The following is a 13,543-nucleotide window of genomic DNA, read 5'->3' on the forward strand; positions in this document are numbered from 1 at the left end:
ATGACCGGTTTCGCGGGGCGGCTTCGCGCCGCCGCCCGCGCCACGGCCCGGCTCGCCGGCCGGATCGTGGTTTTCGCTCGCCGCCGCGCGGTGGCGTTCAACGAGCTGTGGAAGCACTCGCTGCAGTTCCGCGTCACGATCTCGACGCTGGCGCTGTCCTCGGCCGTGGTGTTCGTGCTGGGCATGGTCCTGCAGAACCAGATCACCGAACGGCTGCTGGACACCAAGCGCCGCGCCGCGATCGAGCAGACCCAGGCGCTCGCCGACACCGCCGCGCGCGAGCTGGTCGGGATCGGCGGCGAGTCCCCGGACGCGCTGCACACGCGCCTGCAGAACGCGCTCAAGAAGATCTCGACCACGTCGTCGTCGCGCGCGGGGTCCACCGCGGGCACCTTCGAACCGGTGCTGGCCAGCGTCGGGCGCGGCCAATCGGAAACCGACCCGGTGTACGTCGGGCCGTTCACCTCGGTGCCGGAGCGGCTGCGCCAGTTCGTCGAGGCCGACCACCTCGCCCGGCTCGAGCACACCGTCGACGAGAACGGCGTGCGGACCACCTACCTGATCGTCGGCACCTCGCTGATGTCCGGGGCCAGCCCGCTGCAGCTGTACCTGCTGTTCCCGCTCACCAGCGAGCAGACCACCGTGTCGACCGTCCAGAACACCTTGTTCGTGGCCGGGATCGTGCTGCTGCTGTTGCTCGCCGGCATCACGAACCTGGTCGTCCGGCAGGTGGTGCGACCGGTCCGGCAAGCCGTCGCGGCGGCCGAGCAGTTCGCGGGCGGCGATCTCGACCAGCGTCTCGCCGTAGTGGGCGAGGACGACCTCGCCAAACTCGCGGTGTCCTACAACAGCATGGCGGCCAGCATCCAGAACCAGATCCGCCAGCTCGAGGAATTCGGCGGCCTGCAGCGCCGGTTCACCTCCGACGTGTCGCACGAGCTGCGCACCCCGCTGACCACCGTGCGGATGGCCGCCGACGTGCTGCACGCGTCCCGCGAACAGTTCCCGCCCGGGCTCGCCCGTTCCACCGAGCTGCTGGTCGACGAGCTGGACCGGTTTGAGGCATTGCTCGGCGACCTGCTGGAGATCAGCAGGCTCGACGCGGGCGTCGAAGAGCTGTCCGCGGAGTACATCGACGTGCGGCCGATCGCGACCCGCGCGGTCGAGCAGGTGCGGGTGCTTGCCGGAACCGCGGGCAGCGTGGTCGAACTGGTGCTGCCGGACGAGGACGCCTCGGCCGAGGTGGACGCGCGCCGGATCGAGCGGATCCTGCGCAATCTGCTGGCCAACGCCGTCGACCACAGCGAGGGCAAACCGGTGGTGCTGACGGTCGCGGTGAACGAAACCGCGGTCGCGATCACCGTCCGGGACTACGGCGTCGGGCTGCGGGCCGGGGAAGCGGAGCTGGTGTTCAACCGGTTCTGGCGCGCCGACCCGTCGCGCAACCGGCGCACCGGCGGCACCGGGCTCGGCCTCGCGATCAGCCAGGAGGACGCGCGGCTGCACGGCGGCGTCCTCGACGCGTGGGGCGAGCCGGGACACGGCGCGTGCTTCCGGCTCGAGGTGCCGCGCCGCCAGGGCGTGCCGATCGCGGAAAGCCCGCTGGTGCTGCCGCCGCCGGACGCCGTTTCGGAGATCACGCTGTCGCCGTCGTCGGTCGCCGAACTGCATCCCGCGCCGGAGGCGATCCTCGCCGATCCGGCCCCGGACCGGGAGGAGGTCGGTCAGTGAGGCGAGCGCTTCTCCTCCTCGCCTGCGCGCTGGTGCTCGTGAGCTGCGCGAACGTTCCGCAGGAATCGCTGCCGGTCGTGGTGTCCGCGGAAAAGGCGCCGCAGCAGGCCAACAACGCGCCGGAACCGCCCGCCAACGCCGAACCCCTCGACATCGTGCGGCTGTTCATCAAGGCCAACGCCGATCCGCGGTCCGGCAACGCGGCCTCGCGGGCGTTCCTCGACGACAAACAGCGCGGCGCGTGGCGGCCGAACCGCTCGTTCACGATCATCGACAAGACCTTCAGCACGGTCTATGACACCGCCGCTGCCAGCCCGACCACGACGGCCACTCCGTCGTCGACGACGCCGGATCCGAACGTCCGCACCGTCACGGTGCGCGGTTCGGTGCTCGGCACGCTGAGCGCGGACTCCGCGTTCATCCCCGGCAGCGGTCCGGCCGAGCAGACCTTCCAGGTGCACAAGCAGGCCGACGGCCAGTGGCGGATCTCCAGCCCGCCCCCGCCGGTGCTGCTGGTGACCGACGACGAGTTCGACGGCAACTACAACCCGGTCGCGGTGAGCTTCTACTCGCCCGATTCCGGTGCCTTCGTGCCAGACCTGCGCTACGTCCCGGCGAAACCGCAGTCCGGCATGCCGGGCCGGGTGATGGACCTGATCCTGCAGGGCCCGTCGGCCGGGCTCACCGGCGCGGTGAAGAACCTGTTCGGCGACGGGGTTTCGCTCGAGAACAACGTGAAGAACAACGACGACGGCTCGCTCACCGTCCCGCTGACCGGGCTCACCGGGACCAGCCCGGAAACCCGGTCGCTGATCGCCGCGCAGATCGTGCTGTCGATGCAGACCGTCACGTCCACCCGGATCCGGTTGCTCGCCGACGGCGCACCGCTCGTGCGCGACCACGAGTACTGGCGCGGCAGCGACGTGCCCTCCTACAACGCGAGCCCGGATCTGCGGGGCCTGATGACGATCGGCGGCCGCGTCCGCTCGCTCAGCGACGGCGCGCCGATTGCGGGCCCGGCGGGCAACGGCGAGTACCAGGTGCTGAACGCGGCCCAGTCGATCGACGGCAAACGGCTCGCGGTGGTCGAACAGGACGGCGACCGCGTCCGGCTGCGCATCGGCGACCTCGGCCGCGACCTGCCGACGGTCGACCTCGGCGGCGGTTCGCTGAGCCGCCCGACCTGGCGGCCCGCCCCGACCGGAGCCGGTCCGTCGAACGAGGTGTGGACGGTCGTCGACCATTCGATCATCGCGCGGATGGTGCTCGACCCGAACGGCCGCTGGCTGCGCCAAAGCGTCAACGCGAACGACCTGCTGGCACTCGGGCCGATCGGCGTGCTCCGGCTTTCCCGGGACGGCGCCCGCGTGGCCGCGACGGTGAACGGCCAGCTGGTCGTGGCGTCGGTCGTGCGCAGCGGCGACACGGTCACCTTGCGCGAGCCGCGCGTCCTGCAGCCTGGGGTGCTGATCGACGTCTTGGACGTGGATTGGGGTTCGACGCCGGACACTCTCGTGGCCGCGACGTCCTCGCCCTCGCAGCCGGTCCAGCGGCTGTCGGTCGACGGACGGCGGATGGACGCCTACAACAGTTCGAACCTCACCGCTCCGGTGCGCGCGGTCGCGGCGGCGCCGGGCCAGCCGATCGTGGTCGCGGACGCCGGAGGACTGTGGACGGCGACCGAACTGGGCGAGGTGTGGCGGCCGCAGTCGCACTCGATGCAGAACGCGGAACCGTTCTATCCGGGGTGATCCTCTTCTTGGCGCGGCGGGGGCGATCCCCGGATTTCTTGGCGCGGCGGGGGCGATCCCCAGTTTTCTTGGCGCGCTGGGGCGATCCCTGGGCTTCCGTGGCGCGCCGGGGGTGATCCCTGGGCTTTCGTGGCGCGGCGGGGTGCGCCCCGGATTATCTTGGCGGGCCGGGTTGATCCCTGGACTTCCTTGGCGCGCTGGGGTGATCTCCCGGGTTTTCTTGGCGCGGATTTCGGGCTCCGGCGCTCGCACGGCCCGAAACTGTCGGTGGTCGGGTGCACACTCTTGGTCATGTTGCTGAGACTTCTGCTGAACCTGCTCCTGCCGACCTTCTGCGCCGGCTGTGAAACCCGCGGCGCGGCCGTGTGCACCGGATGCTCCACAGCGTGGGGGTCCCCCACTGAGGTGTTTCGCGCGCCGCTGACGGCGTTGGCTCCGGCCTACGCCTTGGCTCGCTACGCGGGCGTCGCCAAGCGGACCTTGATCGCCTACAAGGAACGCCGCCGCCGAGACGTCGCCCCGTTTCTGGGGCGAGTGCTGGCCGCTGGCCTGACGACGTTGCCGCCGGGCGGTTCTCGCGCCAGTCCGTGGTGCCTGGTTCCCGCCCCGAGCCGACGCACCGCTTCGCGGGTTCGCGGAGGCCCGCACGTCCTGCGTATCGCTTCGGAAGCCGCTCGGCTGACGGGTGGTTATGTCGCGCCTGCCCTGGTGTTGACGGGCGGGAGGGACGCGGTCGGCTTGAGCCGGGCGGAACGAGCGGCCAACCTGGAAGGACGGCTCCGCTTCGCCGCGGCCGCCCGTCCGCCGCCGGGCGCGCGGGTCGTGGTGGTGGACGACGTGATCACCACAGGAGCCACGTCCGCCGCATGCGTCACGGCGTTGAAAAACGCGGGCGTGCCAGTGGTGGCGGTGCTCGCCCTGCTGGCGACAGTCTGAAAGGGAGCCGGTCCCCACCTGGAAGCTGAAGGGGAGCCGGTCCCACCTGAAAGGCAGCCTGTCCCACATCCGAAACCCGAACGCGCCCTGGCCCCGTCCGTCGAGAAGCCGCCGGTGTCGAGACCGGTGCCGTCCGAAACCCGAACGCGTGCTGGTCCGGTCCGCCGAGAATCGGCCGGGCGGCAAGTCTGGCGCGGTCCGAAAGCTGAACGCGTGCTGGTCGCTGTCCGTCGAGATTCCGCCGGGCGACGAGTCCGGCGCGGTCCGAAAGCTGAACGCGTGCTGGTCGCTGTCCGTCGAGATTCCGCCAGGCGACGAGACCGGTGCCGTCCGAAACCTGAACGCGCCCTGGCCTAGCCCGTCGGGAATCCGCCGAGTGCCGAGACCGGTGCCATCCGAAACCGAAATCCGGTTGCGCGGAAACCGGTCAGCCCGCGCCCGCCGCGGCCAAAACGGAACGATTCCAAAAACCACCCACCCGAAAAACTTTCCCCGCTTTCTCGCCAAGGAGGCAACTCGCGCTCGAACGCCCACTACTGCCAGGTGTCACCTACACGAGTGATGTCAAGAGGGAACCTCCCACGACCGTCGCCCGTTGTCCGGGCATGAGGATCAAGGCCGGAATCACTCCCGCAACGGGGCAGTTCGCCAAGGTGGCGGCTGTGCTGGGCGGGCCGGTCACCCTCGGCGTCCGAGGTGCCGTCAGGTTGAGCCGTCCGCGTGAAACTTGGGCACGCGCGCTCGGCCTTCCGGGCGGCGGTTTCGGGCTGCGCACGCATGATTCACTGCGCCCCGTGACGAGTTCCCGGATCGTGACATCCCCCGGCTCGGGGGCTGTTGCGGACGGCGTGATGAAGCTAACGTGCACCGCTATCAGCAAAACCCGCAGGCAGGGAGGTGTGCAGCCCATGTCCCTGGCGCCGGCGGCCCGCTGAGTCCGCGTTCGCGCTACCGCCACGAGACGTCGTGATCCGGTCGCGAATTCTTTATCAGCCCGCCGAACCCGTGCAGTAGCCGCTGTAGTACCGGTGCCGTGAGAACACAACAGCTCGCAGTTTCCTCAGCGAGGGAGGTCGTGTATGGACATCGTCGTTAAGGGCCGCAACGTGGAGGTGCCCGAGCATTACCGGGCGCTTGTCAGCGAAAAGCTGGCCCGCCTTGAGCGCTACGACAAGAAGGTCATCCGCTACGAAGTGGAACTCTTCCACGAACCCAACCGCAGGCAGGCCAAGAGCTGCCAGCGCGTCGAGATCACCGGGAAGGGCCGCGGTCCGGCTGTTCGCTCCGAAGCGAGCGCGGCCGACTTCTACGCAGCGCTCGACTCCGCCGTCACCAAGCTGGAAAACCGGCTCCGGCGGACACACGACCGCAGGCGCGTGCATTACGGACGCAGCCGTCCTGAGTCCGTCGCCGAGGCGACGTCGATGGCCGGCGGATCCGATGCCGTCGCCGGGCCCGCCATGGGCACGGCCGTCCTGGACGCACCCGACGCGACCGAATCCATGGCGAACGGTTTCGCGGCGACGAGTGCGGGCGACATTCCCCGGCAGGGGCGCTGGGAAGACGAGGACCTGGGCCATCAGCCCGGCCGCGTCGTCCGCGAGAAGCAACACGACGCGGACCCCATGACGGTGGACCAGGCTCTCTACGAGATGGAGCTGGTCGGCCACGACTTCTACTTGTTCAACGACTCCGAGGCCGGCCGGCCGAGTGTCGTCTACCGGCGAAAGGGCTTCGACTACGGCGTGATCCGGCTGGGCTGACCCCACCTGGAACAACCTCGACGGCGGCCCGCACGCGAACGCGTGCGGGCCGTCCGCGTGCCCGGAGCGCGGCCCGGGGCACGACCTTCGTCGGGACCTGTGCAAACCTCTCGTGACCTTCTGCGATGACGTGCGTGCGCGGACCAGTCCGCGTTCCCTACGATGGGGGAGACGGCGGCGGCGCACACGGGCGCCAGCCGTGGCGAGTACTGCCCGGGAACGGCCTGGGCTCGATCATGATCAGCTAGTGAGGTCGACCGGATGGTGCTGAACCGCCTGCTCCGCGCGGGCGAGGGCAAGATGGTGAAGCGGCTGCGCAACATCGCCGATCACATCAACACCCTCGAAGACGACGTGAAGGACCTGTCGGACGCCGAACTGCGGGCCAAGACCGACGAGTTCCGCGAGCGGTACGGCAAGGGCGAATCCCTGGACGAGCTGCTGCCGGAGGCGTTCGCCGTCGCCAGGGAAGCGGCGCACCGGGTGCTCGGCCAGCGGCCGTACGACGTCCAGCTCATGGGCGGCGCCGCGCTGCACCTCGGCCAGGTCGCCGAGATGAAGACCGGCGAGGGCAAGACGCTGACCTGTGTCCTCGCTGCGTACCTGAACGCCATCCCCGGGGACGGCGTGCACGTCGTCACCACCAACGACTACCTCGCCAAGCGCGACGCCGAGTGGATGGGCCGCATCCACCGCTTCCTCGGTCTCGAGGTCGGCGTCATCATCGCCGAGCAGGACCCGCAGGAACGGCGCAAGCACTACAACGCCGACGTCACCTACGGCACGAACAACGAGTTCGGCTTCGACTACCTGCGCGACAACATGACGTGGTCGCTCGACGAGTGCGTGCAGCGCGGGCACAACTTCGCGATCGTCGACGAGGTCGACTCGATCCTCATCGACGAGGCGCGCACCCCGCTGATCATCTCCGGCCCGGCGGACCAGTCGTCGCGGTGGTACGTCGAGTTCGCCCGGCTCGCGCCGCTGATGCAGGGCATCGACACCACCACCATGGGCACGCGCGAGCGGGTCGAAAAAGCCAACCTGATCAACTCGAAGTACCACTACGAGACCGACGTCCGGAAGCGCACCGTCGCGGTCACCGAGAAGGGCGTCCGGTTCGTCGAGGACCAGCTCGGCATCGAGAACCTCTACGAGGCGGCGAACACCCCGCTGGTCGGCTACTTGAACAACGCGCTCAAGGTCAAGGAGCTCTACCACAAGGACAAGGACTACATCGTCCGCGACGGCGAGGTCATGATCGTCGACGAGTTCACCGGGCGCATCCTCGTCGGCCGCCGGTACAACGAGGGCATGCACCAGGCGATCGAGGCCAAGGAAGGCGTCGAGATCAAGGCGGAGAACCAGACTCTCGCCACGATCACGCTGCAGAACTACTTCCGGCTCTACAAGAAGCTGTCCGGCATGACCGGTACCGCCGAGACCGAGGCCGCGGAGTTCCACCAGACCTACAAGCTCGGCGTGGTGCCGATCCCGACGAACCGGCCGATGGTCCGCGCGGACCGCGCCGACCTGATCTACAAGAACGAGCAGGCCAAGTTCGAGGCCGTCGCCGAGGACATCGCCGAGCGGCACGAAAAGGGCCAGCCGGTGCTGGTCGGCACCACGAGCGTCGAGAAGTCCGAGCACCTGTCGAAGCTGCTGCTCAAGCTGGGCGTGCCGCACGAGGTGCTGAACGCGAAGTACCACAACAAGGAAGCGCTGATCGTCGCGCGCGCCGGCCGCAAGGGCGCGGTCACCGTCGCCACGAACATGGCGGGCCGCGGTACCGACATCGTGCTCGGCGGCAACCCGGACATCATGGCCGACGAGGTGCTGCGCGAGCGCGGCCTTGACCCGGTCGAGCACTCCGAGGAGTACGAGGCCGCGTGGCCGAAGGTGCTCGAGGAGATCAAGGAAGAGGCGCGGGTCGAAGCCGACCACGTCCGCGAGGCGGGCGGGCTCTACGTGCTCGGCACCGAGCGGCACGAGTCGCGGCGCATCGACAACCAGCTGCGCGGTCGTTCCGGACGACAGGGCGACCCCGGCGAATCGCGCTTCTACCTGTCGCTGGGCGACGACCTGATGCGCCGGTTCAACGCGGTGCTGGTCGAACGCATCATGACCACGATGCGGCTGCCGGACGACGTGCCGATCGAGCACAAGATGGTCTCCAAGGCGATCAAGAGCGCGCAGACCCAGGTCGAGCAGCTCAACATGGAGACCCGCAAGAACGTCCTCAAGTACGACGAGGTCATGAACGAGCAGCGCAAGGTGATCTACGCCGAGCGGCTGCGCGTGCTCGGCGGCGAGGACCTGCGCGAGCAGATCGAGCACATGATCATCGACGTGGTGAAGGCGTACGCCGCGGGCGCGACGTCCCAGGGCTACGCCGAGGACTGGGACCACGAGCAGCTGTGGACCGCGTTGAAGACGTTGTACCCGGTGAGCCTCGACTGGGACGACCTGGTCGAGGACGGCGACCTCGACGCTGAAGGCCTCACTCAGGCACTGGTCGACGACGCGCTCGCCGCGTACGCCAAGCGCGAGGCCGAGATCGACGAACTGGTCGGCGAGGAAGGCTCGATGCGCCGCCTCGAGCGCCAGGTCATGCTCACCGTGCTGGACCGCAAGTGGCGCGAGCACCTCTACGAGATGGACTATCTCAAGGAGGGCATCGGGATGCGGGCACTCGCGCAGCGCGACCCGCTGATCGAGTACCAGCGCGAGGGCTTCGACATGTTCCGCGCGATGCTCGACTCGCTGAAGGAGGAGGCCGTCGGCTTCCTGTTCAACCTCCAGGTCGAGCGCGCCGAGCCGGAAACCGCGCAGCAGCCGGAACCGTCGGCGCTGCCGGGCGGCGTCACGTCCGCGACCGCCGCCGCGGCCGGTTCCTTCGGCAACCAGGCCGAGGACGAGGGCAAGCACGCGCGCCCGGCCCCGCCCCAGCCGCCGGCCACCGACTCCGATTCGGTCCCGTCCGCCTTGCGCGGCAAGGGACTCGGCGGCGGTGTCCAATCAGGACTGACGATGTCCGGCCCCTCCGAGGGCGGCGGCGTCGAGTCCCATTCGGACAGCGCGAACGACGCGGAAGCGGGCGGCGCGGGCGGCGGCACCCGGCGGGAACGCCGGGCCGCCGAGCGGGCGCAGTCCAAGAAGGGCAAGAAGGGGCCGCGTCGCTGACGCATCCCTGACCCGTCCACTGTGGATGGTATGACCGCAGAACGGCAGCACGAGATCGCTCGTGCTGCCGTTCTGTCGTCTTGGTCCACAGTGGACTTGTGATCGCCGGTCAAGCGGGTTGGGCGGCAGTGACCCGCTCGAATACCCGAGGGTCAAGACCCTTGTGGTCTTCGCGAACACAGGACAGTTGTCCCGCCGATCAGGACACGCGTCCCACTCAGGCGACTGACGGCCGCCCGGCCGGTGTCCCCTCGCTCCGCGGCGCGAGCACATGAAACCGCGTGCACACCCATCCCGTCCGCGTGCGCTCGAACCGCGCCGCCAATGCCAGCACGCGAGGTCCGGAATGAATGATCGTGCTGGTCTCCAACGCGGTCTCGGTCGGACGGCAAACCCGCAGGTCTCCGGCGACGTGGTGGCGGATGCCCGGCATCAGCCCCTGGCTGCTGAGCCGGGAAAACAGTGCCTCGTCCACGAGCGGACGGATCTGCCCGGCCGCCCGCCGCCCGGCGAGGACTTCCAGAATGGCGTTCAGCCGCTGACCGAGCCGCCGCCCGGTAGGCGGATCGGTCAGCCGCAGCAACCGATGCCCAGCTGGTGGCAAATCGTACGGAGACGGCCACGCGGTGCGGCGATGCGTTCGTCGGCCCTGGGTCTCCGGAACAGCGGACAGCGGCCGGAGACTGTGGTTCGTCATTGAAGTTCCCTCCCGAAACATGGACGTCCACCCGCGTATGAGTGCGCCCGGCCACCGCGCGATGGGACGGAGAGTGCCTGATCCGGCGAAAAGGGCAGAACGACGCAGACGGGATCTGCCTGATGCGCTATAGGCCTCGCGCGGCCGAAAGGGCGGATAGGCTGGCGAAGTGCTGAAGGGCTTGCTAGTCGACTACGCCGGAGTGCTTACCGACCCGGACGCCGCGCTTCTTTACGAATACCTCCGCGACGCCCGCGCGAACGGCACCCGCACCGCGCTCGTCTCGAACGCGCCGGGAGCCGCGCCGGGGGTGAAAACCGAGCTGGCGCAATACTTTGACGCGCTCGTCTTCTCCGGCGAGGTCGGCGTGGCCAAGCCAGACCGGGAGATTTACCTCGTCGCGGCCGAGCGGATCGGGCTGGCGGCACCCAGGTGCGTTTTCGTGGACGACGCCGAGCGGAATGTGCGCGGGGCCGTCGCCGCGGGCATGGTCGGCGTGCACCATCGCACGATCGCCGACACCCTCGACGAACTCGCGGCGTTGTTCAGCTGACCCCGCGCTGGAGGGTTCGAACGACAGCACGGCGGCTGCGGCGGAGATGTTCAGTTGACCCCGGGCCGCACGGGTTAGGAGGACTGCGCGGCGGTTGGGGCGGTGAGGTTCAGTTGGCCCCGCGCCGCACGGGTTCGGAGGACAGCACGGCGGCGGGGCCGGAGAGGTTCAGGTGATCCCGCGCCGCACGGGTTCGAACGACAGCGCGACAGCAGCCGCAGAGACGTCAGTGGACCCCGCGCCGCACGAGTTCGAACGACAGCACGGCGGCAGCCGCGGAGACGTTCAGTGACTCGACGTCGCCGGGCATCGGGATCGACACCCACTCCGTCACCAGTTCCGCGACCGCCTCGCCGACACCTTCGGTTTCACCGCCCAGCACGAATGCCGAGCGTTGCGGCAGCTCCACGTCGAACATCGACGTCTCCGCCGAGGCACCCAGTGCGAACAGGCTGTAACCGGCCTCCACCAGCATTTCCGCCGCTTCGCGGGCCGACCCGCAGCGCAGCACCGGTGCCCGGAAGGCAACGCCCGCCGAGGATTTCACCACCATCGGATCCAGCGCGGCGACTCCCCGGCGCGGCACGATCACGCCGGACAGTCCAGCAGCCGTCGCGGTGCGCAGGATCATTCCGACGTTGGCCGGCGTGGTGATGCCGTCCAAGAGCAACAGCCGCGCGGGCGGGCGGCGGTCGTCGAGGGCCGCGGCGAGGGCGCGCATGCGCGGCGCGACGACGTCGGCCAGTACGCCCTGGTCCTGTTTTCCGTTGCCGGCCAGCACTTTCACTCGGTGCGCGCTCGCTCGCTGCACCTGCACCCCAGCGGCCTTCGCGGCGCGCTGGATCTCCGCGGCGGCGGGGCCGCGCGCGGTGTCTGCGAGGATCACCTTGTCCACGCGCAGGTCCGGATCGCCCAGCGCCTCCAGCACGGGCTTGCGCCCGTAAACGGTCAGGAAGCGGTCTTTCGGCGAACCCGCCAGCTCATCACCCACACCGGCCAGTCTCGCATTGTGTAAGGATCGGCTCATGCCCGACCGCCTGTCCGCGCTGGACGCCTCGTTCCTGTACGTCGAGGACCAGACGACGCCGATGCACGTCGGGGGCGTGGCGATCTTCGAACGGCCGTCGTCCGGATTCACCTACGAGCAGGTGCTCGACCTCGTCGGCGCGCGGCTGGCGTTCCTGCCCCGCTACCGCCAGCGCGTGCTCTCCGTGCCGGGGCACCTCGCGCGCCCGGTGTGGGTGGACGACGTCGACTTCGACCTGAACTACCACGTCCGCCGCTCCGCGCTGCCCCAGCCGGGCACCGACGACCAGCTATTCGACCTGGTCGCGCGGCTGATGTCGCGGCGGCTCGCGCCGGAACGCCCGTTGTGGGAGGCGTACTTCGTCGAGGGGCTGTCCGGCGACCGGGTCGCGATGGTGACGAAAACGCACCAGTCCGTTGTGGACGGTGTCGGCACGATCGACCTCGGCCAGCTGATCCTCGACGAGACCCCCGAACCGCCCGAGCCGTTCGAGGACATGTGGACGCCGCGGCGCGAGCCGAGCCGCACGCAACTGGTCCTCGACGCGATGAGCGAGACCGTGCAGCGCCCCGGCGAGCTGATCGAAAACGTGCGCTCGATCGCGGGCGACGCGGTGACCACGGTGAGCAAAGCCGTGGAGACGCTCGGTGGCGTCGCGGCGACGATCACGCGGCCCGCTCCGCCTGGGCCATTGAACGTCCGGGTGTCCGGCGGCCGCGTGTTCTCGGTCGTGCGCACGCGGCTGGAGGATTTCCGCAAGATCCGCGCGAACCACGGCGGCACGGTCAACGACGTCGTCCTGGCCGCGATCACCGGTGCGCTGCGCGAATGGCTGCTCTCCCGCGGGGAAAACCTCACGCCGACCGAGACCGTGCGTGCGCTCGTGCCGATGGCGGTCACTGACGCCGAAACCGCCGAGTTCGCCACGCCCGCGCTGGTCGGCAACCAGGTCGCGGCGTACCTGATCGACCTGCCGGTCGGCGAGCCGAGCGCGGTGCTGCGGCTGCAGCACATCGGCCACGCGATGGCCGAACACCTGAATTCGGGAAGATCGGTGGCCGCGCGCGGGTTGCTGAAGGTGAGCGGGTTCGCGCCGGCGACGCTGCATTCGCTCGGCGCCCGGGCCGGCGGATCGCTGTCCGGGCGGATTTTCAACCTGATGATCACGAATTCACCGGGGCCGCAGGTGCCGATGTACGCGGGAGAGGCGAGACTGGTGGAGATGTTCCCGGTGATGCCGCTGATGCGCACACAGGCGCTGGCGATCGGGGTCACCTCCTACCACGGCGGTGTCTACTTCGGACTCAACGGCGACCGCAAGGCCGCGTTCGACGTCGGGCTGCTCGGCGGGATGATCGAAGAAGCGCTTGAAGAGCTGAAGGGTGCGCACTGGTGAGGGTTTATCTGCCCGCGACGATCGCGATGCTGCGAGACCTGGAGGCCAACGGCGAATTCCGCGCTCGCAGCGGCACCGGTTTCGCGCTGACGCCCGCCCTGCGCGAGGCGTACGCGAGCGGTTCCGACGAGGAACTGGAATACGCGGCTTTGCTGGACGCGGCCCGGGCTTCGCTGCGCCTGATCGCCGCTGAGGAAAAGGGCGAACCGCGGCGGGCGGTCGTCTCGGTGGACGTCGAAGACGCGACGCTGCGCCCGGACCTGGACGCCGCTGTCGTGCGTCTCGCGGGTCCGGTGCCGAAGGCGCAGATCGCGGCGATCCACGTGGACTCGGCCGAGGCGGAGGAAGCGGTGACCGCCGCCGCGGCGGTGATCGACGCGGCCGATCTCGGCGACGAGGACGCCGAATTCACCCTCGGCGACGCCGAAGACCACGAACTGGCCTGGTACGCGCTGCAGGAACTGCCCTTCCTGCTCGAACTGCTCTAGCCGTCCTTCACGGCACTT

General features: G+C 69.4%; 10 protein-coding genes. 8 read left to right on the forward strand and 2 right to left on the reverse strand.

The genetic code is table 11. The features are described 5' to 3' along the window. The 5 genes from mtrB to secA all read left to right on the forward strand — a co-directional run bounded on the left by mtrB (position 1) and on the right by secA (position 9,364). Positions 1-1,731 carry an MtrAB system histidine kinase MtrB gene (gene mtrB / locus AB5I40_RS34185; protein ID WP_370934309.1) on the forward strand — a complete coding sequence of 577 codons (1,731 nt, stop codon included), beginning with the start codon at positions 1-3 and terminating at the stop codon, positions 1,729-1,731. Beyond that, positions 1,728-3,482 carry an LpqB family beta-propeller domain-containing protein gene (locus AB5I40_RS34190; protein WP_370934310.1) on the forward strand — a complete coding sequence of 585 codons (1,755 nt, stop codon included), beginning with the start codon at positions 1,728-1,730 and terminating at the stop codon, positions 3,480-3,482. Before mtrB ends, AB5I40_RS34190 begins: the two co-directional genes overlap by 4 nt. 291 nt (positions 3,483-3,773) lie before the next feature. Beyond that, positions 3,774-4,418, forward strand: coding sequence for a ComF family protein (locus tag AB5I40_RS34195; protein WP_370934311.1), 645 nt, complete (start codon positions 3,774-3,776; stop codon positions 4,416-4,418). A 1,079-nt stretch (positions 4,419-5,497) separates the two neighbouring features. Further along, positions 5,498-6,181: a ribosome hibernation-promoting factor, HPF/YfiA family gene (hpf, locus tag AB5I40_RS34200; protein ID WP_370934312.1), complete on the forward strand. Its 684-nt coding sequence runs from the start codon at positions 5,498-5,500 to the stop codon at positions 6,179-6,181. Between the two features lie 261 nt (positions 6,182-6,442). After that, the gene (gene secA / locus AB5I40_RS34205) at positions 6,443-9,364 is read left to right on the forward strand and encodes a preprotein translocase subunit SecA (protein ID WP_370934313.1); all 2,922 of its coding nucleotides are present in this window, start codon (positions 6,443-6,445) and stop codon (positions 9,362-9,364) included. A 217-nt stretch (positions 9,365-9,581) separates the two neighbouring features. Here secA and AB5I40_RS34210 read toward each other — a convergent pair whose 3' ends face one another. Continuing rightward, complete coding sequence (locus AB5I40_RS34210) at positions 9,582-10,061, reverse strand: Rv3235 family protein (RefSeq protein WP_370934314.1); 480 nt, start codon at positions 10,059-10,061, stop codon at positions 9,582-9,584. A gap of 169 nt (positions 10,062-10,230) precedes the next feature. On the opposite strand from AB5I40_RS34210, the gene AB5I40_RS34215 reads away from it, so the two are divergent. Next, entirely contained in the window at positions 10,231-10,614 is a 384-nt protein-coding gene (locus AB5I40_RS34215) for an HAD-IA family hydrolase (protein ID WP_370934315.1), read from the forward strand. A gap of 226 nt (positions 10,615-10,840) precedes the next feature. On the opposite strand, the gene AB5I40_RS34220 is transcribed toward AB5I40_RS34215, so the two are convergent. Continuing rightward, positions 10,841-11,605 (reverse strand): TrmH family RNA methyltransferase, encoded by a 765-nt coding sequence (locus AB5I40_RS34220; protein WP_370934316.1) that lies wholly within the window; start codon positions 11,603-11,605, stop codon positions 10,841-10,843. Positions 11,606-11,639: 34 nt separating this feature from the next. On the opposite strand from AB5I40_RS34220, the gene AB5I40_RS34225 reads away from it, so the two are divergent. Both AB5I40_RS34225 and AB5I40_RS34230 read left to right on the forward strand, forming a co-directional pair. Beyond that, positions 11,640-13,037: a wax ester/triacylglycerol synthase family O-acyltransferase gene (locus tag AB5I40_RS34225; protein ID WP_370934317.1), complete on the forward strand. Its 1,398-nt coding sequence runs from the start codon at positions 11,640-11,642 to the stop codon at positions 13,035-13,037. Further along, positions 13,034-13,525 carry a hypothetical protein gene (locus AB5I40_RS34230; protein WP_370934318.1) on the forward strand — a complete coding sequence of 164 codons (492 nt, stop codon included), beginning with the start codon at positions 13,034-13,036 and terminating at the stop codon, positions 13,523-13,525. The genes AB5I40_RS34225 and AB5I40_RS34230 overlap by 4 nt, the downstream gene beginning before the upstream one ends. Positions 13,526-13,543: the final 18 nt, after the last annotated feature.

The organism is Amycolatopsis sp. cg13, from assembly GCF_041346965.1.
Classification (GTDB): domain Bacteria; phylum Actinomycetota; class Actinomycetes; order Mycobacteriales; family Pseudonocardiaceae; genus Amycolatopsis.